General features: G+C 73.2%; 16 protein-coding genes and 3 pseudogenes. 5 read left to right on the forward strand and 14 right to left on the reverse strand.

The features are described 5' to 3' along the window. Window positions 1–100 precede the first annotated feature (100 nt). Window positions 101–978 (forward strand): annotated as a pseudogene (locus NEH16_RS05135) (DMT family transporter). 38 nt (window positions 979–1,016) lie between these two features. On the opposite strand, the pseudogene NEH16_RS05140 reads toward NEH16_RS05135, so the two are convergent. Both NEH16_RS05140 and NEH16_RS05145 read right to left on the reverse strand, forming a co-directional pair. Beyond that, a pseudogene (locus NEH16_RS05140) lies at window positions 1,017–1,600 on the reverse strand (TerD family protein). A gap of 211 nt (window positions 1,601–1,811) precedes the next feature. Next, entirely contained in the window at window positions 1,812–2,042 is a 231-nt protein-coding gene (locus NEH16_RS05145) for a DUF6296 family protein (RefSeq protein WP_018100553.1), read from the reverse strand. A gap of 170 nt (window positions 2,043–2,212) precedes the next feature. Between NEH16_RS05145 and NEH16_RS05150 the strand changes: the two genes are divergently transcribed. Together NEH16_RS05150 and NEH16_RS05155 are read left to right on the forward strand one after the other, a co-directional pair. Beyond that, a complete protein-coding gene (locus tag NEH16_RS05150; RefSeq protein ID WP_265539604.1) occupies window positions 2,213–2,665 on the forward strand; it encodes a DUF5709 domain-containing protein in 453 nt (150 codons plus the stop codon). Between the two features lie 119 nt (window positions 2,666–2,784). Beyond that, on the forward strand, window positions 2,785–3,147 hold the full coding sequence (locus NEH16_RS05155) for a nuclear transport factor 2 family protein (protein WP_265539606.1): 363 nt from the start codon (window positions 2,785–2,787) through the stop codon (window positions 3,145–3,147). Here the strand turns inward: NEH16_RS05155 and NEH16_RS05160 are convergent, their stop codons facing one another. From NEH16_RS05160 to NEH16_RS05195, 8 genes are all read right to left on the reverse strand, one after another. Then, on the reverse strand, window positions 3,148–4,191 hold the full coding sequence (locus tag NEH16_RS05160; RefSeq protein ID WP_265539608.1) for an aldo/keto reductase: 1,044 nt from the start codon (window positions 4,189–4,191) through the stop codon (window positions 3,148–3,150). Next, complete coding sequence (locus NEH16_RS05165) at window positions 4,188–8,030, reverse strand: ABC transporter ATP-binding protein (RefSeq protein ID WP_265539610.1); 3,843 nt, start codon at window positions 8,028–8,030, stop codon at window positions 4,188–4,190. Before NEH16_RS05165 ends, NEH16_RS05160 begins: the two co-directional genes overlap by 4 nt. Then, window positions 8,027–9,412, reverse strand: coding sequence for an LLM class flavin-dependent oxidoreductase (locus NEH16_RS05170; RefSeq protein WP_265539612.1), 1,386 nt, complete (start codon window positions 9,410–9,412; stop codon window positions 8,027–8,029). The genes NEH16_RS05165 and NEH16_RS05170 overlap by 4 nt, the downstream gene beginning before the upstream one ends. Next, window positions 9,409–10,194 (reverse strand): ABC transporter ATP-binding protein, encoded by a 786-nt coding sequence (locus NEH16_RS05175; protein ID WP_265539614.1) that lies wholly within the window; start codon window positions 10,192–10,194, stop codon window positions 9,409–9,411. The genes NEH16_RS05170 and NEH16_RS05175 overlap by 4 nt, the downstream gene beginning before the upstream one ends. Next, window positions 10,170–11,042: an ABC transporter permease gene (locus NEH16_RS05180; protein WP_265539616.1), complete on the reverse strand. Its 873-nt coding sequence runs from the start codon at window positions 11,040–11,042 to the stop codon at window positions 10,170–10,172. Before NEH16_RS05180 ends, NEH16_RS05175 begins: the two co-directional genes overlap by 25 nt. Next, the gene (locus NEH16_RS05185; RefSeq protein ID WP_265539619.1) at window positions 11,039–12,106 is read right to left on the reverse strand and encodes an ABC transporter substrate-binding protein; all 1,068 of its coding nucleotides are present in this window, start codon (window positions 12,104–12,106) and stop codon (window positions 11,039–11,041) included. Before NEH16_RS05185 ends, NEH16_RS05180 begins: the two co-directional genes overlap by 4 nt. A gap of 19 nt (window positions 12,107–12,125) precedes the next feature. Next, a complete protein-coding gene (locus tag NEH16_RS05190; RefSeq protein WP_265539620.1) occupies window positions 12,126–12,650 on the reverse strand; it encodes a flavin reductase family protein in 525 nt (174 codons plus the stop codon). A 335-nt stretch (window positions 12,651–12,985) separates the two neighbouring features. Beyond that, window positions 12,986–14,254: an ROK family transcriptional regulator gene (locus tag NEH16_RS05195; RefSeq protein WP_265539623.1), complete on the reverse strand. Its 1,269-nt coding sequence runs from the start codon at window positions 14,252–14,254 to the stop codon at window positions 12,986–12,988. A 340-nt stretch (window positions 14,255–14,594) separates the two neighbouring features. Here NEH16_RS05195 and NEH16_RS05200 point away from each other — a divergent pair, with 340 nt between their 5' ends. Then, window positions 14,595–17,060, forward strand: a complete 2,466-nt coding sequence (locus NEH16_RS05200) for an endonuclease/exonuclease/phosphatase family protein (protein WP_265539625.1) — start codon at window positions 14,595–14,597, stop codon at window positions 17,058–17,060. A gap of 21 nt (window positions 17,061–17,081) precedes the next feature. Here NEH16_RS05200 and NEH16_RS05205 read toward each other — a convergent pair whose 3' ends face one another. The 3 genes from NEH16_RS05205 to NEH16_RS05215 are packed head-to-tail and all read right to left on the reverse strand — an operon-like array spanning window position 17,082 to window position 19,486. Next, window positions 17,082–18,002: an alpha/beta fold hydrolase gene (locus tag NEH16_RS05205; protein ID WP_265539627.1), complete on the reverse strand. Its 921-nt coding sequence runs from the start codon at window positions 18,000–18,002 to the stop codon at window positions 17,082–17,084. A gap of 9 nt (window positions 18,003–18,011) precedes the next feature. Continuing rightward, window positions 18,012–19,256, reverse strand: coding sequence for a beta-ketoacyl-[acyl-carrier-protein] synthase family protein (locus tag NEH16_RS05210; RefSeq protein ID WP_265539628.1), 1,245 nt, complete (start codon window positions 19,254–19,256; stop codon window positions 18,012–18,014). Then, window positions 19,253–19,486, reverse strand: a complete 234-nt coding sequence (locus NEH16_RS05215) for a phosphopantetheine-binding protein (RefSeq protein ID WP_073966278.1) — start codon at window positions 19,484–19,486, stop codon at window positions 19,253–19,255. Before NEH16_RS05215 ends, NEH16_RS05210 begins: the two co-directional genes overlap by 4 nt. A 333-nt stretch (window positions 19,487–19,819) precedes the next feature. Between NEH16_RS05215 and NEH16_RS05220 the strand changes: the two are divergent. Continuing rightward, window positions 19,820–20,929: pseudogene (locus NEH16_RS05220) on the forward strand (N-acetylmuramoyl-L-alanine amidase); the annotation flags it as partial. Window positions 20,930–20,951: 22 nt separating this feature from the next. On the opposite strand, the gene NEH16_RS05225 reads toward NEH16_RS05220, so the two are convergent. After that, a complete protein-coding gene (locus tag NEH16_RS05225; RefSeq protein ID WP_265539634.1) occupies window positions 20,952–21,518 on the reverse strand; it encodes a dihydrofolate reductase family protein in 567 nt (188 codons plus the stop codon). Between the last annotated feature and the right edge of the window lie 19 nt (window positions 21,519–21,537).

The raw sequence follows: 21,537 nt of genomic DNA on the forward strand, positions 1-21,537 counted from the left end.
GATGAGGCCGGATTCGGTCCTGATGGGCGACCTCGGCGGCGCCACGCCCCTCCCCCCGGCGAAGCCGGGATCGCGGCGGGACCGCCCGCATCATGGTCCCGTGATCGCCGTCCTGTTCGCCGTCCTGACCGCCCTCAGCAACGGCTCCGCCTCCGTGCTCCAGCGCCGGGCCGCCCTCGACGTGCCGCAGACCGAGGCCATGCGGGTGTCGCTCATCGGCCATCTGCTGCGCCAGAGGGTGTGGCTCGCGGGGATCGCCCTGGTGATCGTCGCCGCCGTCTGCCAGGCCGTCGCGCTGGCCACCGGACCGATCTCCGTGGTGCAGCCGATCTTCGTGATCGAGCTCCCGGCGACCCTGCTCCTGGCCGGATTCATGATGCGGGCGCGGCTGCCCCGGACGGTCTGGCTCGGGGTCGCCGCCGTGACGGCCGGGCTGGCCCTCGGGATGGCGACGGCCGCGCCGGGCGGCGGCAGCGACACCGTGCACGGGGCGGCGTGGGTGCCCGCGCTGATCCTGACGGGCGTCTTCGAGGCGCTGCTGATCGCGGGCGCGCTGGGCACCCGGGGCAATGTCCGGGCCGCCCTGCTGGCCACGGCCGCCGCCTGCGGTTACGCGCTGACCGCCGCGCTGATGAAGGACGCGATGGCCCGGCTCGACACGGGCGGCGCGGGGGCGCTGTTCAGCTCCTGGCAGCTGTACGCGACGGCGGCGGCGGGGTCGGCGCGCTGTTCCTGCTCCAGAACGCCCTGCAGGCCGGCACGCTCGTCGCCGTACAGCCGTGTCTGACGCTGGGCGACGCCCTGATCAGCATCCTGTACGGGGTGACGCTGTTCGGCGAGGAGGTGCGCACCGGCTGGTGGGTGCTGCCCGAGCTGCTGGCGCTGGGCCTGATCGCGGCGGGGTGCGTGGAGCTGGCGCGGTCGCCGCTGGCCACCGGGAACCCGGCGGCCCCGGCCCGCGCGCGCCGGGTCGACTGACCGGACGGGCACGGACCGGGGCCAAGCCGTACGCGCGGCTACTTGCTGATCGCGAAGCGCATCAGGGCGTGCTCGTCGCCCTGCTTGATCTTGCCGGTCTCGTTGATCACCTGGAGCTTCCAGCCGGCGCCGACGCGCATGGCCTTCGCCACGGCGCAGCCGTTGTCGCTGGTGAGCAGGGACGGCCAGATGTCGGCGACCTGCTGGCTGCTGCCGCCCGTGGCGTCGTAGACCTTGATGCTGACGTTGCGCGCGTTCTGGAAGGAGCTGCCCTTCTTGTACGCGGCGGCGACGAAGACGACCGCCGTGACGTTCGGGGGATCCGGGCGAAGTCGACGGTGACCGTCTCGTCGTCGCCGTCGCCCTTGCCGGTCTGGTTGTCACCGCTGTGCACCAGCGAGCCGTTGCCCAGCGGGTCCAGGGAGTCCAGGCCGGCCAGCCGCACCGGGTCCGCGCCCTGCATCGCGATGGCGATCAGGTCGAGGTCGGTGCCCTTCTTCTGCTTCAGCTTCCCCAACAGCCCGCCACTGCTGCCGACGGTGGGGTCCCAGGAGACGCCGATGGAAAGGTGGGTCACCCCGTCCAGGTCCGCCGGGCCGTCTTCCTTCTTCAACGTGATCATTCGTGGTCCTCTTCGTGGCGAGATTCCTACAGGGTGAGTCTGCCTGGTGTCCTCCCGCTACCCCTCACCAGGGGCAAAATTTCGACCAAGTGTGGGAGGTGCCCGGCCGGATTGTCCTGCCTCGGCATGATGTACGAGTACGTGTCCCCGTGATACGGGCACGCCGATGACGCCCGGTCCGGGGTGGGCCGGGCGTCGGTTGTCAGCCGTGTCAGGCGGCGTCCTCGCGCACCACCATCGGCGCTCCCAGGTGCTGGTGGCCGCCGCTGGCGAGCATGCGGACCTCCGCGTGGTCGCTGATCTCGGCGCGGACGATGCCGGTGTCGTCCTCGTAGACGGGGTGTCCGCCCGCACCGCTCTGTGCCGTCCGGTGGACGGTGACGGCGTCGTCCTCCACGGCCGAGGACTGGAAGACGAGCTCGTAGCTTTCCGGGTAATCCATGACGGGCTCTCCAGACGACTTTCCCGGGGCCGGCCTCTCGGGCGCGCGCCCGGCCTGCACCCTCCATGGTCGCGCAGACCCGGGCCGGATGCAGGGGCGGGCGCGTCCTGCGGGCCGGGGCGGGGGCTGCCTATGCTGAAGGAGAGCCCCGCCGCGGGAAGGGAAGCGCCATGGACGAGGCCGGTCTGGGCGACGACGTCTACCAGCCCCAGCAGGAGTCGGAGGCATCCGATCCGGTCGAGCAGCTCGACACGGAGGACACCTTGGACGACCCGGACGTGGACGACGTCCTGGACCGGGGTTACTCACCGCCCGAGCGCCCCTACGCGGTGGACGACGTGGGCACCACCGCCGCCGAGCAGCACCGGGGCGAGTCCCTGGAGAGCCGCCTCGCGCGCGAGCGCCCCGAGCACGACGGCCCGCCCGGGGACGGGGTGGGCGATGTCGCGGACGGGGACGGCGAACCGTGGGACGGCGAGGTCGGCACCGTGCGCGCGGGGCGGCTCACCCGGGACCTGGACATCGACGAGCCGGACAGCACGGCGGGCGAGGACGTCGGGATCGACGGCGCCGCCGCCTCCGCCGAGGAGGCCGCGGTGCACGTCATCGCGGACGAGGCATAGGGCGGCCCGGCCCCCTTACCTCGGAGGTAATCGACGCCCCGCGCGGCCTCGGACATCGTGTTCCCCACGAGCACAGCGCTCCCGGCCCCCGGCCGGAAGCCATACCGGAGGGACCCACGATGACCACGTATGACGACGCCGTGCAGCGCTACTTCGCCGCCTGGAACGCCGGTCCGGACGAGCTGGAGAAGGCCGTCGCCGCCGCGTTCACCGACGAGGCCGCGTACACCGACCCGCTGGCCGACGTACGGGGCCACGAGCAGCTGACGGCCGCCATCGCGGGGGCACGGCAGCAGTTCCCCGGCTTCACGTTCCGGCCGCTCGGCGCGGTGGACGGGCATCACGCGCTGGTCCGCTTCGGGTGGGAGCTGGTCGCGCCCGACGGCTCGGCGCCCGTCGCCGGTTTCGATGTGGCGACGCTGGCCGATGACGGCCGGATCGCCTCGGTCAGCGGCTTCCTGGACCGGGTGCCGGCCGCCTGATCACGCGGCGGGGTGCGAACGGCGGCGCAGGGCCGGGTCGGTGAGGTCCGCCGGGTGGTAACCGGCGTCCCGGGACGAGAGGTTGGTGCCGGGCGGGACGATCTTGTCGATCCGGTCCAGCACGTCCTGGCTCAGCCGCACCCGGTCCGCGCCGAGCTGGCCCTCCAGCTGTTCCAGGGTGCGCGGGCCGATGATCGCCGAGGTGACGGCGGGGTGTTCGAGCACGAAGGCCAGGGCGAGCTGGACGAGGGTGAGCCCGGCCTCGTCGGCCAGCTGGGCCAGGGCCTCGGCGGCTTCGAGCTTGGCCGCGTTCTCCGGGGACGCGATGTCGAAGCGCCCGGCCTGGCGGGCGGCGCGGCTGGAGTCCGGCTGGCCGGCGCCCTTGCGGTAGCGGCCGGAGAGCCAGCCGCCGGCCAGCGGGCTCCAGGACAGCACGGCGAGGCCGTAGCGCCGGGCGGTGGGCAGCACCTCGCGCTCGATGCCCCGGGCGAGGATCGAGTACGGCGGCTGCTCGGCGACGACGCGTTCGCGGCCGCGCCGCTCGGCGGTCCACTGGCCCTCCACGATGGCGGAGGGCTCGAAGGTCGAGGTGCCGATGTAGCGGATCTTGCCCTGGTGGACCAGGTCCGAGAGGGCGCCCAGGGTCTCGTCGAAGTCGGTGCCGGGCTCCGGGCGGTGCACCTGGTAGAGGTCGATCCAGTCGGTGCCCAGCCGGCGCAGGCTGTTCTCCACCTCGCGGATGATCCAACGGCGGCTGTTCCCCTGCTCGTTGGGGTCGTCGCCGAGGCTGCCGTGGAACTTCGTGGCGAGCACGACGTTGTCGCGGCGGCCGCCCGCGAGGGCCTTGCCGACGATGGTCTCGGACTCACCGGCCGAGTAGACGTCGGCGGTGTCCACGAAGTTGATGCCGGAGTCCAGGGCGTGGTGGATGATCCGGACGCTGTCGTCGTGGTCGGGGTTGCCGCGGGCGCCGAACATCATGGTGCCCAGGCAGAGCGGGCTGACCTTCACGCCCGTGCGGCCGAAATCGCGGTACTGCGTCATCGTGCGTTCTCCTTGACGAGTTGACTGGCATTCAGGTGGTCGACGGCCGCGCCGGGGCCGGTCTCCCGGAAGGCGTCCCACAGCCTTCGGTAGGGGCCCCGGGCGGCGAGCAGTTCGGTGTGGGTGCCGGTCTCGACCACGGTTCCCGCGTCGAGCACCACCACCCGGTCCGCGCGGGCCGCCGTGGTCAGCCGGTGGGCGACGACGACGGTCGTACGTCGGCGGGCCAGGGACTCGGTGGCCGCGGCGACCCGGCGTTCGGTGGCGAGGTCCAGCGAGGCGGTGGCCTCGTCGAGCAGCAGCACGTCGGGGTCGACCAGTTCGGCCCGGGCCAGCGCGAGGAGCTGGCGCTGTCCGGCGGAGAGGTTGCGGCCCCGCTCCCCCACCGGGGTGAGGTAGCCGAGCCGGAGCCCGGCGACCATCTCGTGCGCGCCGACCGCCCGGGACGCCCGCTCCACCTCGGCGTCCGTGGCGTCGGGCCGCCCGTAGGCGATGGCGTCGCGGACGGTGCCGCTGAAGAGGTGCGCCTCCTGCGGGACCACGCCGAGCCTGCGCCGGAAGGCGGCCAGGTCCAGGTCGCGCAGGTCGTGCCCGTCCACCCGGACCGCGCCCGCCGAGGGATCGTAGAACCGGGCGAGGAGCTTCACCACCGTGGACTTGCCCGCGCCCGTGGCGCCGACGAGCGCGACGGTCTCGCCCGGTTCGATGCGCAGGGTCACCCCGTGCAGGACCTGGTGGCCCCCGCCGCCCGCGTAACCGAAGGAGACCGCGTCGAACTCGACCTCGCCGCGCAGGGCGGGCACCGGTCGGGGGCGCTCGGCGGGCGGGGTGCCGGCGGGGGTGTTCATCAGGGCGCGGAGGCGGCCGAGGCCGACGACCGCCTGCTGGTACCCGTCGAAGACCTGCGAGAGCTGCTGGATCGGCGAGAAGAACAGCTCCACGTACAGCAGGAACGCGATCAGCGTTCCGGCGCTCAGCTCGCCCGAGCGGACCTGGGCGGCGCCCACGGTGAGCACGGCCGCCGAGCAGAGCGTCCCGAGGAACTCCACGAACGGGAAGAACGTGCCCATGTACCGCTGGGCGCGCAGCCGGGAATCGCGGAAGGCGCGGGCCAGTACGGCGAAGTCGGCGGCGTTGCGCTGCTCGCGGCGGAACGCCTGGGTGACGCGGATCGCGGTGACGTTCTCCTGGAGGCAGGCGTTGACGGCGCTGATCCGCTCCCGGGCCTCGCGGTAGGCGGGGACCGAGTAGTGGCGGAAGACGGCGGTGGCCGCGATCAGCACCGGGAGCGCGGCGAGCAGCACCAGGGCGAGCCGCGCGTCGATCACCAGCAGGGCGACCAGCACCCCGGAGACCGTGAGCAGGCTGACCACGGCGGTGATCAGGCCGGTCTGGAGGAAGTTCGACAGGGCGTCCACGTCGGTGGTCATCCGGGTCATGATCCGGCCGCCGAGTTCGCGCTCGTAGTAGTCGAGGCCGAGGCGCTGGAGCTGGGCGAAGGTCTTCACCCGCAGGGTGTAGAGGAGGCGTTCGCCGGTGCGCCCGGTGGTGCGCACCTGGGCCACGCCGATCAGCCAGTTCGCGGCCACCACGAACCCGGCGGCAGCGGCCGCGGCGAGCAGGACGTGCCCGGCGTGGTGGGCGACGCCCCGGTCCACGCCGTACCGGACGAGCACCGGCACGGTGATCTGGGCTCCCGCGTCGAGCGCGACGAGCAGCAGGCCGAGGAGCAGTGGCAGCCGGAAGGGCCGCAGCAGGACGCCGAGCCCGAAGCGCGCGTCGGCGGCGACGGCCTGTTCGGTGGGCACCTCGGGGTCGGCGGCGGGCAGCGGGAGGCGGGCGAGTCCGGCGAGGAGTTCGGGGCTGGGCGGGGCCGAGCCGAGCACCCCGCCGCCGGGTCCCGCGCGGCCGGGACCGGAGGTGGCGGCGGCCTCGGCGAGCGCCTGGGCGGCCCGGACCGCGGTGCCCTCCAGCTGCTCGTCCTCGTCCACCTCGGGGCGCAGCCACAGGTGCGGGGTGGGGCAGCCGGGGTCGGGCGCGAGGGCGTCGTCCGGGCGGTCGTCGGCGCGGTCGTCGGTGGCCAGGAGGTCCCGGAACAGGGCGGACCGGCCGCGCAGTTCGTCGGGCGTCCCGGTGTCCGTGACCCGGCCGCCGTCGAGGATGGCGACGCGGTCGGCCAGCTCCAGGGTGGAGCGGCGGTGGGCGATGATCAGCGTGGTGCGGCGGCGGTCGTCCGCGCGCAGCCGGTGGTGGATCTCGGCCTCCACCCGGGCGTCGATGGCGGAGGTGGCGTCGTCCAGGACGAGCACGGCCGGGTCGCCGATCAGGGCGCGGGCGAGCGCCATGCGCTGGCGCTGGCCGCCGGAGAGGGTGAGGCCCTGTTCGCCGACCAGGGTGTCGTAGCCCTGCGGGAGCCGTTCGATGAACTCGTCGGCTCGGGCGACGCGGGCCGCCGCGCGCACCTGCTCGTCGGTGGCGTCCGGCTTCCCGTACGCGATGTTGGCGCGCACGGTGTCCGAGAGGAGCAGGCTCTCCTCGAAGACGTAGCCGATCCGGGAGCGCAGCGAGGCGAGGGCCAGGTCGCGGACGTCGGTGCCGCCGACCCGTACCGCGCCGGAGGGCACGTCGTAGAAGCGGGGCAGCAGGGCGGCGGCGGTGGACTTGCCGGAGCCGGCCGGGCCGATCAGGGCCAGGGTCTCGCCGGGGCGGATGTCCAGGGTGAAGCCGTCGAGGAGCGGGGCGCCGTCGCCGTATCCGAAGGTGACGTCGTCCCAGGAGAGGGCCGGGGGTTCGTCGGGGAGTGCGCGGGCGTGCGGGGCGTCGGTGATGACGGGGGCCTCGTCCACGACCTCCAGGACTCGTTCGGCGCCGGCCCGGGCCTGCTGCCAGACCGTGAGCAGGGTGGCGACCTGGCGTACGGGGGTGACGAAGGAGCCCAGGTAGGTGGTGAACGCGAGGAAGGTGCCGAGCGAGATGTGGCCGTGCAGGGCCATCCAGCCGCCGAGCGCCAGCACGGCGACCTGGCCGAGCGCGGGGACCGCCTGGAGGGCGGGGTTGTAGCGGCTGGTGAAGCGGACGACGCGCAGCCGGGACGCGAACAGCTGGCGGGCGCGCTGTTCGAGGCCGGTCAGCTCGCGGTGCTCCTGGCCGAAGCCCTTCACCACGCGGACGCCGGTGACGGTCGCCTCGACGGTGGAGGCGACCTCGGCGGCCTCCTGCTGGGCGTGCCAGTTGGCGGGGAACAGGTCGCGGCGGCTGCGGAGCGCGATCAGCCAGAGCAGCGGACCGACGACGAGCGCCACGACGGTCAGGAGCGGTGACAGGAACGCCATGACGGCCAGCGAGAACAGGAACATCAGGGCGTTGCCCGTGAGGTTGGGCAGGAATTGCAGCAGGGTCTGGATGAGGGTGATGTCGGAGATGGACCGGCTCACCACCTGCCCGGTGCGCAGATCGTCCTGCTGGGCGCCGCCGAGCCGGAGCAGCGCGGCGAACGCGTCGTTGCGCAGGTCGTACTGGACCCCCAGGGAGAGCCGTCCCGAGCGGTAGCGGCGGGTGAAGCTCGCGCCGAACCGGAGCGCGCCGAGTGCGGCGAGCAGCCCGGTCCACGGGACGAGCGAGGCGGTGGTGCCGGCCGCCACCCCGTCCACAACGTGCCGCAGCACGAGGGGCAGGGTGGCGGTGGCGACGGCCGCGGTCACGGCGGCGCCGAAGGCCATGAGGAGATCGGTGCGGTGGCGCAGGCAGTAGCCCAGCAGCCGCCGCGCCCAGCCGGGCCGCGGCTGCGACGGCTGCCGGGCCGTGCCGGTCCCGGTCCCCGGATGCGGACAGTCCGTCACCGGGCCTCCGCCAGACCGATGCCGTAGTCGCCGGCGCCGCGGACGATGTCGTCGAAGAGGCGGTTGGCGGGGCGCGGCAGCCCGTAGTGGCCGCGCAGGGTGCTCGCGGTGTACTCGGTGCGGAACAGGCCGCGCTCCTGGAGGATCGGCACCACCCGGTCCACGAAGACCTCCAGGCCGGAGGGGAGCACGGCGGGCATGATGTTGAAGCCGTCGGCGGCCCCGCTCTCGTACCAGTGCTCGATGGTGTCCGCGACCTGCTCGGCGGTCCCGGCGAAGGTGCGGTGGCCGCGCCCGCCGCCGAGCCTGCCGATGAGCTGACGTACGGTCAGCTTCTCGCGCCTGGCCAGCTCCACGATGAGGGTGTAACGGCTCTTGGCGCCCTCGATGTCGTCCTCGGTGGGGATGTCCTCGGGCAGCTCCGCGTCCAGGTCGAGGTCGTCGGGGGCGATCTTCAGCCGCTTGGCGAGCTGGATCTTGGCGTACTCGGGGACGATGAGGTTCTCCAGCTCCTCGTCGAGCGCCAGCGCCTCGGCCTCGGTGTCGCCGATGACGGGGACGATGCCGGGCAGGATCTTGATGCCGTCGGGGTTGCGGCCGAGGGCGGTGGCGCGCTCCTTGACGTCCTTGTAGAAGGCGATGCCCTCCTCCAGGGTCTGCTGGGCGGTGAACACCGCCTCCGCGTACCGGGCCGCGAAGTCCTTGCCGTCCTCGCTGGACCCGGCCTGCACGAGCAACGGGTACCCCTGCGGGGGGCGTTGTACGTTGAGCGGTCCGTCGACCCGGAAGAACTCGCCCCGGTGATCGATCTGCCGGACCCGCTCGGCCAGGGCGTGCACCCCGCGCTCCTTGTCGGCGATGACCGCGTCGTCGGCCCAGCTGTCCCAGAGCTTGGTGGACACCTCGACGAACTCGCCGGCGCGCCGGTAGCGGTCGCGGTGCAGCGGGGTGTCGTCCAGGCCGAAGTTGCGGGCCGCGTCGGCGCCCGCGGTGGTGACGATGTTCCAGCCGGCCCGGCCGCCCGAGACGTGGTCGAGGGAGGCGAACCTGCGGGCCAGGTTGTACGGCTCGTTGTAGCTGGTGGACGCGGTGGCTATCAGGCCGATGTGGCGGGTGGCCCCGGCGAGGGCGGTGAGCAGGACCGTCGGCTCCAGCTTGGCGGCGGGGCGGCGGCCGGGGTCGCCCATCAGGACGGGGCTGTCGGCGAGGAACAGCGAGTCGAGCCGGCCGCGTTCCGCGATCCGGGCGAGGTTCTTGTAGTGCTCGATGTCGGAGTTGGCCTCGGCCGGGCTCTCGGGCAGCCGCCAGGACGCCTCGTGGTGGCCGGTGGACATGAGGAAGGCGTTGAGGTGGAGCTGCTTGCGCTCGGGCGTGCGGGTCATCGGGAGTCCTTCTTCGCTTCGGTGAGGGGCTGGGGCTGGGTGACCCCGAGCGCGGTGAGCAGGGTGTCGCGGTACTCCTGGAAGCGCGGGTCGCGGCGGGAGCGCGGGGTCGGGAGGTCGACGGTGAGGTCGACGGAGATCCGGCCGTCCTCCAGGACCAGGACGCGGTCGGCCAGTTCCACCGCCTCGTCCACGTCGTGGGTGACCAGGAGCACCGCGGGGCGGTGGCGTTCGTAGAGTTCGCGGAGCAGGTCGTGCATCTTGATCCGGGTGAGCGCGTCCAGGGCGCCGAACGGCTCGTCCGCGAGGAGGAGTTCGGGTTCGCGGACCAGGGCGCGGGCCAGGGCGGCACGCTGCTGCTCGCCGCCGGACAGCTCGTGCGGCCAGGAGCGGTCGCGGCCCTCCAGGCCGACCTCCGCCAGGGCGGTGAGGCCGCGTTCCCGGGCGCCGGGGCCGCGCAGGCCGAGGGTGACGTTGTCGATGAGCCGGAGCCAGGGCAGCAGCCGGGAGTCCTGGAAGGAGAGCGATACCCGGTCGGGGACGGTGAGTTCGCCGGAGCCCTCGACGGTGTGGTCGAGGCGGGCGACGGCACGCAGCAGGGTGGACTTGCCGGAGCCGCTGCGGCCGAGCAGTGCGGTGAACTCGCCGGGGGCGACGGTGAGGTCGAGCTCCTTGAGGATGTCGCGGTCGCCGAAGCGGCGGACCAGCTTCCGGGTGCGGACGGCGGGGTGCGCGAGGGCCGTCGCGCCGGGGGCGGTCAGCCCGCCAGGGTGCGTCGCCATGACAGGACCTTCCTCTCGACGGCGCGTACCGCCGCGTCCGACGCGAAGCCGAAGATCCCGTAGGCCACCAGGCCCACGATGATCACGTCGGACTGGGCGTACTGCTGGGCCTGGAACATCATGTAGCCGATGCCGCTGGTGGCGTTGATCTGCTCGACCACGATCAGGCCGAGCCAGGACGCGGTGACGCCGAGGCGCAGCCCCACGAAGAAGCCGGGCAGCGAGCCGGGGACGACGACCTTGCGGATGAACTGCGCGCGGCTCAGGTCGAGCCCTTCCGCGAGTTCGACGTAACGGCTGTCGATGCCGGTGAGCGAGGCGTACGTGTTGATGTACATGTTCACCGCGACGCCGAGCGCGATGACGGTGACCTTCATCTGCTCGCCGATGCCGAGCCAGAGGATCAGCAGCGGGAGCATGGCCAGCGAGGGGATGGCGCGCTTGATCTGGAGCGGGCCGTCGAGGAGGTATTCGCCGGTCCGGCTCAGTCCGGCGGCGACGGCGAGGAGGACTCCGGCGGTCACCCCGAAGAAGAGGCCGAGCCCGGCGCGCTGGAGCGAGATGAGGACGTTGTCCTGGAGCCGTCCGCTGGAGACGAGGTCCGAGGCGGTGGAGAGGACCGTGCCGGGGCCGGAGAGGATCCGGGGGTCGAGATAGCCGGTGGCGGACGCGGCCCACCACAGGGCGATGACCAGGACCGGGCCGATGAGCCGCCCGAAGGGGACGGTCCGGCCGGGGCCGAGGCGTCTGCGGGTGCCCCTCGGTGCCGCCGGTGGTGCCTTCGCCGGGGAGGCGGCCGCGGTCGGCGGCGGTGCGGGGCGGGTGGTGTGCGTCAGCAGCTCGGTCATGACTTCTCCCGGTACTCGGCGGGTACGGCCTGGGCCGCCAGCGCCTCGAAGCGGCGGTCGAACAGCTCGGAGGCGTCCTGCTCCGGTACGAATCCGCCGGCGGCGAGCAGGTCGGCGGTCTCCTGCTCCCAGGCGATGGCCTCGTCCCAGGAGGCGGGGAACAGCGGCTTGTTGAGCGAGGCGACGATGCGCTTGCCGTCCTCCCGGGAGACGCCCTGGTCCTTGACGTAGTACGTGTCGATCCACTCGTCGGTGTTCTCCCACGCCCAGACCTGGCCCCGGGCCCACAGCGGGATGAAGCTGCGGACGGCGGCGGCCTTGGCCCGGTCGTTCAGCACCTCGTTGGGCGCCCAGAGCACCGAGAGCAGGTCCACCACGTCGGTCTTCACGCCGCGTGCCCCGTCCTTCTCGTACTGGCTGAGGTACTTGGTGAGGGTGGGCTCCCCGAGCGGGGCGACGTCGACCTGCTGGGACTGGAGGGCGGTGAGGAACTGGGTGCTGGGCAGGGCGACCAGCTCCACGTCCTTGTTGGCGATGCCCGCCTGCTTCAGCGCCCGGAGTACGACGACGCCCTGGGCCTGCCCCTGGGAGAACCCGATCTTCTTGCCCCGGAAGTCGTCCACGGTCCGGATGTCGGAGCCGGGTGCGGTGGCGAAGACGTACGAGGGGTTGTTCCGCACCTGCACGGCGACGATCTTCGCGCCCACGTCGATGGCGTGGGCCTGGATCGGCGGAATTCCGGCGTTGACGGCCAGGTCGATGGAATGGGCCCGGAATCCCTGGATGATATCGGGGCCCGCGCTCAGATTGGGCCATTGCGAAACGGTGAAGGGGAGGTCCTTCTCCAGTCCGGCGGGGCCGAGTTGGAGGCGGGTGGAACGGACGGCGACGGAAAGTTTCGTACCAGGTGGCGGCGCCCCCGAAGGGAGTTTTCCGGCCGGTTCGACGTTCGCCGCGGTTTTCGTCTGCGGCGAGCAGGCGGCGAGCGTGGAGATCAGGGCGGTGCCGCCGAGGGCGAGGAACGAGCGGCGGCCGAGCTTCGGGGATGCGTGGTGGCGTGGCATGGGAGAGGTCCTGATCCGGTCAGAGGGAGAGGTAGGCGCCGTCGTGGAAGAGCAGCGGGCTGCGGCCTTCGTCGAGCTGGGCGTCCACCACCCGGGCGATGACGATGCGGTGGTCGCCGGCCGGCACGATCTGCTCGGTCTCCACCCGCAGATGGCCGGCCACCCCGTCGAGCAGGGGCTCGCCGCCGGGCAGGCGGTGCCAGCGGGTGGGGGCGGCGAAGCGGTCGATGCCGCTGGTGGCGAAGGTCTTGGCCAGGGGCTGCTGTTCGGCGCCGAGGAAGTGCACGACGGCCGTACGGGCGTGCTCGAAGTGCGGCCACGACGAGGTGGTGGTCCCTATGCCGAACGAGATCAGCGGCGGGGTCAGCGAGAGCGAGGTGAGCGAGGTCGCGGTGAAGCCGACCGGGCCGCGGCCGGAGTCGGTGGTGATGACGACGACCCCGGCGGGGTAGCGGCGGAACGCCTGCCGGAAGCGGTCGGGGGCGATCCCCGCCGGAGCGGGGGCGGCGGCCGGGGCCGCGTACGAGGGCACAGTGACGGTCAACGTGTCTCCCGGAGGTGGAAAGCCCGAAAAGGGCAGCACGAAAAAGGCGGCTGGAATTGCGCGAAGGCGCGAATAAGCACAGCGAGGCGCGCGCGGGCGCGCGGAACGTTCGCCGGATATCAGCGGGTGTTTACCGGAGGCCCGGACAGCGGCCGCGACAGGAACGCGGCGCGGCGGGCAGGGACGAGCGGAACCGCGGCGTCACCGAGGACGCTTTCGCTGAATTCCGCTGTCGGCTGGTCATGAATCCATCATCCCGTGGCCGTTCGCGGCCGGTCAACAATGCAACTGACTGAATTAAGTCGGCTTACGGAAGAGGGGCGGCGGGTCCGCTGTCAGGACACCGCGGGCAGCGCCGGCCACGGCCCCAGCGGGTCCGTGTACAGCGAGCCGAGGGCCACCGCCCCGCCAGCGACGGCCAGGACCGACCCGGTGAAGCTGCTCGGCACCACGGCCCGCTCGGGGTCGTCGCACACCACCGACCGCTCGGCCACCTCCGCCCGCAGATCGGCCAGGCACTCCGGCATCCGCCCGGCCCCCGGCTCGACCACGACCAGGACCTCCGGGTCGAACATGTCGAGGAGCAGGGCCGCCGCCCGCCCGACCAGCCGGGCCCGCCGACGGAACAGCGCCACCGCCACCGCGTCCCCGGCGAGCGCCCGGTCGAGCAGTTCCGGGAAGGAGCCGGTCACCAGACCCTGGGCGGCGGCGCGCCGCACCATGGCCCGCTCGGAGACCTCCGACTGGAGGCAGCCGGAGCGCCCGCAGGAGCACGGCTCGGCACCGCCCGATCCCCCGGCGCCCAGCGGCAGATGGGCGACGCTGCCGGCGCCGGAGCGCGGTCCCCGGTGCAGGGCGCCCTCGGTGGCGAAGGCGGCGTCCACGACCGCGCCGACGAAGAGCAGGACGGTGCTGGCCCGCGTCGACTCCTGGCCGAAGAGCTGCTCGGCCCGGGCCAGGGCGCGGGAGTGGCTGTCCACATGGACGGGCAGCCCGGTCGCGGCGGCGAGGAGGTCGCGCGCCGGGACGTCCTGCCAGCCGAGCTGCGGATGGGCCACGACGGCCCCGCCGACCGGGTCGACGCGGTGGCCGGTGGCCAGGCCGAGGGCGAGGACGGTCCGCCCCTCGGCGTGCGCGTCCACCAACGCGGGCAGCCGGGCGGCGAGTTGGTTCAGGAGGCCGTGGGGGTCGGTGGTGCCGTGGGGCCGGCGGTCCTGGGCGACGATCCGGCCGCGCAGGTCCATCAGCGAGAGGGTGGAGTGGGCGACGGCGATGTGGGCCCCGGCCACCAGATAGCTCCCGGTGTCGATCTCGACCGGGATGTGCGGACGGCCGAGCCCCTTGGGCCCGGCCGTCTCGGCGCTCTCCCGGACCAGTCCGCGGGCGAGGAGGCGGCCGACGTGCCCGCTGACGGAGGCGGGCGAGAGGCCGGTGAGGCGGGCGACCGTGGACCGGGCGACGGGGCCGTGGTCGAGGATCGCACCGAGGACGGAGCCGGTGCCGGTCGGGCGGCGGCCCGGCACCGGGGCCGGTATGTCGGCGCGGCGCGGCGGGGTGGTGCGGGTCTCGTGGGGGCGGCGGGCGGGGGCGGAGAGACTTTTCACCGTGTCTTCCAGACCTCGGGGGCGGCGATGGGCGCGGTGTCTGCTCGGCGGAGGCGCGGGGCCGGGGGCGCGGAGGGCGCGGGCGTGGTGCCTCAGGCGCGGTGACACACGGCGGAGCACACCCGCTTGAGGTCGATGTGACCCCGCGTCGTGAGGTGTGCGGATCGCTGCATGCCGCGCAACGTAGCCGGACCGGCTCAACCCGGTCAAACCATCGCCGCATCCTGGACAGCTCCGCTCGTCACCGAACGTTTTCCGGAATTCACCCCTGATGCCTTGTCATCGTCTGTTCTACGCGCATAGCTTGTGCTCCCTCACCACACTCTGAGGGGCATTCTCCGTGCGTATATCCACCACACGTTCCGCCCTGCTGGCCGGCGCGGTCGCCGTGACGCTCTCGGCCACCGCGCTGCCCGCCGCCTTCGCGGCCCCGTCCGCGACCGCCGTGATCTCCGAGGTGTACGGGGGCGGCGGGAACTCCGGTGCGACGCTGACCCGTGACTTCATCGAGCTGGCCAACGCCGGCTCGGCCGCGTACGGGCTGGACGGGCTCAGCGTCCAGTACCTGCCGGGCGCCCCGTCGGCGGGCTCGCTGTGGCAGGTGTCCGCGCTGACCGGCTCCGTCGCGCCCGGCGGCCGCTATCTCGTCGCGGAGGCGGCGGGCACCGGCGGCACGGTGGCCCTGCCCACCCCGGACGCCACGGGCACCGTCGCGATGTCCGCCACGGCCGGCACCGTGGCCCTGGTCTCCGGGACGGCCCCGCTGACCTGCAAGACGGCCGCCGACTGCGCCGCCGACACCCGGATCGTGGACCTGGTCGGCTACGGCACCGCGGTCGTCCGGGAAGGCAGCGGACCGGCCAAGGGCGCCTCCGCCACCGCCTCCGTGGCGCGGGCGGCCTCCCTCGCGGACACCGACGACAACGCCGCCGACCTCACCGCGGCGGCCCCGTCCCCGGTCAACGCGGCCGGCGAGACCTCCGGCGGCGGCGAGGACCCGGGCGACCCGGGGAACCCCACCGAGCCCGGCACCGTGCGGATCCACGACATCCAGGGCACCACCCGGGTCTCCCCGCTGGACGGCAAGGCGGTCACCGGGGTGCCCGGCGTCGTCACGGCGGTCCGCACCTCGGGTTCGCGCGGTTTCTGGATCCAGGACACCGCCCCGGACGCCGACCCGCGCACCGGCGAGGGCGTCTTCGTATACACCGGCTCCGCCGCCCCGGCCGTCCAGGTGGGCGACTCGGTGCTGGTGAGCGGGACCGTGGACGAGTACTACCCGTCGACGACCACCCAGTCGGTCACCGAGATCACCGCCCCGAAGGTCACGGTCGTCTCCTCCGGCAACGCGCTGCCCGCGCCGGTGGTGCTCGACGCCAGGGCGGTGCCGTCGGCGTACGTGCCCTCGGCCGGGGGCGGCTCGATCGACGCGCTGCCGCTGGAGCCGTCGACGTACGCGCTGGACCTGTACGAGTCCCTGGAGGGCACCCGGGTCCAGATCGCCGACACCCGCGTGACCGGCGCGACGACCGCGTACCACGAGGTCTGGGTGACGGTCGTGCCGAAGCAGAACCCGACCCGGCGCGGCGGCACGCTCTACGCCTCGTACACCGACCAGAACTCCGGCCGGATCAAGGTCATGTCGCTGGACCCGGCGGCGCAGGTGCCCACCGCGAACGTGGGCGACGTGCTCGCCGGCACCACGTCGGGCGTCCTGGACTACGACTCGTACGGCGGCTACAACCTCCAGGCCACCGCCCTCGGCAAGGTCACCGACCACCACCTGAAGCGCGAGGTCACGCGCAAGCAGAAGGGCAAGGAGCTCGCAGTCGCCACGTACAACGTGGAGAACCTCGACGCGCTCGACGACCAAGCGAAGTTCGACACGCTGGCCGAGGGCGTCGCGGTCAACCTGTCCTCGCCGGACATCGTGTCGCTGGAGGAGATCCAGGACGACAACGGCGCGGTCAACGACGGCACGGTGGGCTCCGAGGCGACGCTGAAGCGGTTCACGGACGCGATCGTCGCGGCGGGCGGCCCGCGCTACTCGTGGCGCTATGTCGCCCCGCAGGACGGGAAGGACGGCGGCGAGCCCGGCGGCAACATCCGCAACGTGTTCCTCTTCAACCCGAAGCGCGTGGACTTCGTGGACCGTCCGGGCGGTGACGCGACGACCCCGGTCGCGGCCGTGAGGACGAGGAAGGGCGTCACGCTGTCGGTGTCGCCGGGCCGGATCGCGCCCGCGAGCGCGGCCTGGGACGACAGCCGCAAGCCGCTGGTGGGTGAATTCCGCTTCCACGGGAAGTCCGTCTTCGTCGTCGGCAACCACTTCGCGTCCAAGGGCGGCGACCAGCCGCTGCACGGCCGCTACCAGGAGCCGGTGCGCAGCTCGGAGACCAAGCGCGTGCAGCAGGCGAAGGAGGTCAACACCTTCGTCAAGTCGCTGCTCGCGGCGGACAAGTCGGCGCGCGTCGTGGTCCTCGGTGACCTCAACGACTTCGCCTTCTCACCGACCGTGGGCGCGCTGACCGACGGCAAGGTCCTCAAGCCGCTGATCACCACGCTGCCGAAGAACGAGCAGTACAGCTATGTGTACGAGGGCAACTCGCAGACCCTCGACCACATCCTGACCAGCCCGGGTGTGCGCCGCTTCGACTACGACGTGGTGCACATCAACGCGGAGTTCGCGGACCAGGCGAGCGACCACGATCCGCAGATCGTCCGCGTCGACGTGAACGCCCCGGAGCACGGGAACGGGCACGGCGGGCACGGGCACGACCACGGCGGGCACCACGGGCACCACTGACCCGGCACGCGGGCGGGCGGTTCAGCCGCCCGCCCGCGGCGACACCGCGTCCGCCGCCTCCGTGCGCGGGCGCGGCAGCGGGGCGACCGGCCGCAGCGCGGGGGCGGGTTCCAGCGGCCGGTCGGTCAGGAAGCGCGCCACCAGGTCCGCCACGTCGTCGGGGCGTTCCAGGACGACCCAGTGGTCCGACTCTCCGACGGTCAGGAAGCGGCTGCCCTCGATCGTCGCCGCGAAGGCCCGCTGGCGCTCCGGCGAGGTCACGGTGTCGTGCTCGCCCGCGAAGACGAGCGCCGGGACCCCGGTCAGCCCGCCGGAGAAGTCCGGGCGGTGCTCCAGCGAGCGGCGCAGCGAGCGCTCCGCGTGCGGGGAGTGCGTGAGGGCGTGCGCGAAGGAGCGGCGCACATAGCGCAGGGCCAGCTCCCGGCGGTGCACCGGCCGTTCCGGGTCCAGGCACATCAGCGCCTCGGCGGAGAGGGTCGCGAGCCCTTCCGCGTCGCCCTCCTCCAGCCGTCCGAGCCCTTGCCCCCAGGCGTCGCGCTGGGCGTCGCTGAGATGCGACGGTACGCCGCCGAGGACCAGGCGGGCGATCCGGCCGGGGTCGCGCCGGGCGCAGCCGAAGGCGATGGACGCGCCGTAGGAGAAGCCGAAGAGGTTGACCCGGTCGGCGCCCAGGTCGTCCATGACGCCGGTGACGGCTCCGCACAGGAGGCCGTCGTCGGTGCCGGGCGGCAGCGGGTCGGCGCCGCCCATGCCGGGCAGGTCGAGGGTGATGACGGAGGCGTGCGGGCCGAGGTGCTCGTCCATCTGCGGCCAGCCGTGGATGCCCTGGAGGGCGCCGCCGAGGACGACGACCGGTTCGGTGCGGGGCGCGGGCTGCGGCAGGAGGCGGTAGCGGTAGCGCAGGCCGGCCACGGTGAGGGTGCGGATGATCTCATCGGTCATGAGCTTCGGTCACCTGGTGAGTACGAGGGCGGCGTTGTGGCCCCCGAAGCCGAGCGAGGTCTTGACGGCCGCGTCGAAGGCGGCGGGCCGGGCCTCCTTGCTCACCACCTCGACCGGGATGTCCGGGTCGGGGGCGTCGAGGTTGGCGGTGGGCGGGACGAGCTGGTGCTGGAGTGCGAGGACGGTGAGCGCGGTCTCGATGCCTCCGGCGGCGCCGAGGGTGTGGCCGGTCATCGCCTTGGTGGAGGTGACCAGGGGCTGTCCGCCCAGGACCCGGCGGAGCATGGCCGTCTCGATCAGGTCGTTGGAGACGGTGGAGGTGCCGTGCGCGTTGACGTGGCCGACGGCGGCCGGGTCGATCCCGGCGTCCGCGAGGGCGGTGCGCAGCGCCCGTTCGATGCCGAGCCCGTCGGGGTCGGGGGCGACGGCCGAGTAGGCGTCGCTGGACGAGCCGTAGCCGGTGACGTGGGCGCGGACGGTGGCGCCCCGGGCGCGGGCGTGTTCGGGGCGCTCCAGGACGAGGAGCCCGGCGCCCTCGCCGACGACGAAGCCGTCGCGGTGGACGTCGAAGGGGCGGCAGGCCGCCTGCGGGTCGTCGATGCGGGTGGAGACGGCCTTCAGCCGGCAGGCGCTGGCGATCAGGAGCCGGGAGCAGACGGACTCGGCGCCCCCGGCGACGACGATGTCGCAGGCGCCGGTGCGCAGCATCTGGTGGGCGGTGCCGATGGCGACGGTGCCGGAGGAGCAGGCGGTGGAGACGGCCTGGCTGGGGCCGTGGGCGCCGAGGTCGGTGGCGACGCTGCTGGCGGCGCCGTTGACGACGGTGAGCGGGGCGAGCTTGGGCGAGACGCGGCGGGCGCCGCGTTCGGTGAGGGCGGTGTGCTGTTCGTCGTAGAAGGGCAGGCCGCCGTGGGCGGAGCCGATGACGACGGCGACCCGGCCGCTGTCCCAGACGGCGGGGTCCAGTCCGGCGTCGGCGACGGCCTCGCGGGCGGCGATGACGGCGAGGTGCGAGAAGCGGTCCATCAGCCGGTGCGCGGCGACGCCGAGCACGTCCCGGGTGTCGAGGCCGGTCACGCTGTACATGAAGTCACAGGGCAGACCGGCCAGTTCGGGCCGGTGCGGTACGCAGGGCGCGGTTCCGGGGTCGTTCACCGCGCGCCAGGTGGCGTCGGCGCCGACGCCCGCCGAGGTGACGAGGCCGATTCCGGTGACGGCCGCGGCGAACGGCGGCAGGCGGTGGGGGGCCGTCACGCGGCGGCCTTGCGCTGTACGGCGTCGACCAGCTGGCCCACGGTGTCGCGCGAGGTGAGCTGGACGTCGTCCAGATCGACGTCGAGCCGGTCCTCGATGAGGAGCCGCAGCTCCTCCAGCGCCAGCGAGTCCAGCCGGAGCTGCCTGAGCGGCACGTCGGGGCGGATCGCCACGGGGTCGGTTCCGAAGTTCGCCGTCAGCAAGGTGCTGATCTCGTCTGCCGTGCTCATGCTCATCGGGCACTTCTCCGCTGTCGTACGCGGTGACGCCTTGCCGCGTGAGATGTGAGTGCCATCGGGGACGCCGGCCGGTCCGGAGTTCTCTGTTATACGCCCTGGCGGCGGCGGGCCCGGTCCGCGTTCCCCCGTGCGGTGGGCTGCCGTCCAGGTGTACGAATCCGGCGCGGCGTCCGTCGGCTCACGGGGCGTCAACTCCGCTGGAGTGCACGCGCTTCGACACGCCTGCGGGCTGATTGTCATACCCAGGGTGGCTCTCTATCGTGAGCAGGCTTCGCGGCCGCCCGGCCCCGTCGGCCGGCCCTCCCCCACACAGCAGGAGCAGGTATGCCCACACGCGCCGCCCGGACCCGCGCAGCCCTTCTCGCGACCCTCACCGCCACCGTCCTCGCCGCGGCCGGCACCCCGGCCCTCGCGGCGGCGGAGCCCGGCCACCCGATGGGCCGGGCGTTCACGCGGGCCGCCGAGGCGTTCGACGTGCCCCGCGATCTGCTCGCCGCCGTCGGGTACGGCGAGACCCGCCTCGACGGCCACGCCGGACGCCCCAGCCAGGCGGGCGGCTTCGGCGTGATGCACCTGATCAGCAACCCCACGCACCACACCCTGGAACGGGCCGCCGCCCTCACCGGTGAACCGGTCGCCGCCCTGCGCACCGACACCGCCGCCAACATCCTGGGCGGCGCGGCACTGCTGCGCGGTTACGCGGACGGGCTGGGCCTGGACGCCACGGACCGCGACGACATCGACGCCTGGTATCCGGCCGTCGCGCACTACAGCGGTGCGCGGGGCACGGCCGCCGCGCTCTACGCCGACACGGTCTACTCCTTCCTGGCCACCGGGCTCGACGCGCTCACCCCGGACGGCGAGCGCATCACGGTGACCGGGCGGCCGGTCTCCCCGGAACGGGACGGGGTGGGGCCCGCGGACTCCGGTGCGCGGAGCGCCGACTACCCGGCCGCGCTCTGGGTCCCGGCCGACCCGAACAACTACACCACCGGCCGGACCGCGAAGATCGACAAGATCATCGTCCACGTCACGCAGGGCTCGTACGCGGGCTCGATCAGCTGGTTCCAGGACCCCGTGTCCGAGGTGAGCGCGCACTACGTGGTGCGGTCGTCGGACGGGCAGATCACCCAGATGGTGCGGGACGCCGACACCGCGTACCACGCGCGCAGCGCCAACGCCTCGGCGCTGGGCATCGAGCACGAGGGCTTCATCGACGACCCGACCTGGTTCACGGACGCGATGTACCGGTCCTCGGCCGCGCTGACCGCCTCGCTGTGCGACAGGTACGGCATCCCGAAGGACCGGGCGCACATCATCGGGCACAGCGAGGCCCCGGGCAACGACCACACGGACCCCGGCCCGTACTGGGACTGGGACCGCTACATGGAGCTGGTCACCGGCAGCGGGACGGGCGGCGAGACCCCGACGGGCTGAGCCGGGCCGCCCCGGGGTGTCACCGGTCGGCGCGGTCGTAACAGAGTTCCACGACCCCGGTGCCGAAGGTGCGGGTGCCGGTGAGGCGAAGGGGCCGCAGGGTCTCCTCCGCCGGGAACATCGGCTTGCCCCGGCCGATGAGGACCGGGTGGACGTAGACGCGGTACTGGTCGATCAGGTCGTGCGCCGCGAAGGACGCGGCGAGATCGGCGCCGCCGAGGGCGAGGTCGCCGCCCGGCTGCTCCTTGAGGGCCCTGACCTCTTCGGGGACCACCTCGCGGACGATGGTGGTGTTCCAGTCGGCGTGCTCCAGCGTCCGCGAGTAGACGTACTTCGGCATGTTCCGCCAGATGACGGCGAAGTCGGCCATCGGGCCCTCGTTGGCCGGGTCCTGGTCGGCGGTGGGCCAGAAGTCGGCCATCAGCTGATGGGTGACGCGGCCGTCCAGCATGCCGCCCATACCGGCCAGTTGCTCGTTGAAGTAGCTGTGCAGCTCCTCGTCCACCGTGTGCCAGTCGATGTTCCGGTCCGGACCCTCGATGAAACCGTCGAGTGACATCGACATCCAGTAGATGATCTTGCGCATGGGGTACCTCACCGGGCGT

Origin of the sequence: Streptomyces drozdowiczii, from assembly GCF_026167665.1 — a bacterium.
GTDB classification, from domain to species: Bacteria; Actinomycetota; Actinomycetes; order Streptomycetales; family Streptomycetaceae; genus Streptomyces; species Streptomyces drozdowiczii_A.

Excerpts from the sequence above, each read along its gene's own strand:
- NEH16_RS05145 (WP_018100553.1), bottom strand. The coding sequence starts at position 2,042 with ATGGATTACCCGGAAAGCTACGAGCTCGTCTTCCAGTCCTCGGCCGTG.
- NEH16_RS05150 (WP_265539604.1), top strand. The coding sequence starts at position 2,213 with ATGGACGAGGCCGGTCTGGGCGACGACGTCTACCAGCCCCAGCAGGAG.
- NEH16_RS05155 (WP_265539606.1), top strand. The coding sequence starts at position 2,785 with ATGACCACGTATGACGACGCCGTGCAGCGCTACTTCGCCGCCTGGAAC.
- NEH16_RS05160 (WP_265539608.1), bottom strand. The coding sequence starts at position 4,191 with ATGACGCAGTACCGCGATTTCGGCCGCACGGGCGTGAAGGTCAGCCCG.
- NEH16_RS05170 (WP_265539612.1), bottom strand. The coding sequence starts at position 9,412 with ATGACCCGCACGCCCGAGCGCAAGCAGCTCCACCTCAACGCCTTCCTC.
- NEH16_RS05175 (WP_265539614.1), bottom strand. The coding sequence starts at position 10,194 with ATGGCGACGCACCCTGGCGGGCTGACCGCCCCCGGCGCGACGGCCCTC.
- NEH16_RS05180 (WP_265539616.1), bottom strand. The coding sequence starts at position 11,042 with ATGACCGAGCTGCTGACGCACACCACCCGCCCCGCACCGCCGCCGACC.
- NEH16_RS05185 (WP_265539619.1), bottom strand. The coding sequence starts at position 12,106 with ATGCCACGCCACCACGCATCCCCGAAGCTCGGCCGCCGCTCGTTCCTC.
- NEH16_RS05205 (WP_265539627.1), bottom strand. The coding sequence starts at position 18,002 with ATGACCGATGAGATCATCCGCACCCTCACCGTGGCCGGCCTGCGCTAC.
- NEH16_RS05215 (WP_073966278.1), bottom strand. The coding sequence starts at position 19,486 with ATGAGCACGGCAGACGAGATCAGCACCTTGCTGACGGCGAACTTCGGA.
- NEH16_RS05225 (WP_265539634.1), bottom strand. The coding sequence starts at position 21,518 with ATGCGCAAGATCATCTACTGGATGTCGATGTCACTCGACGGTTTCATC.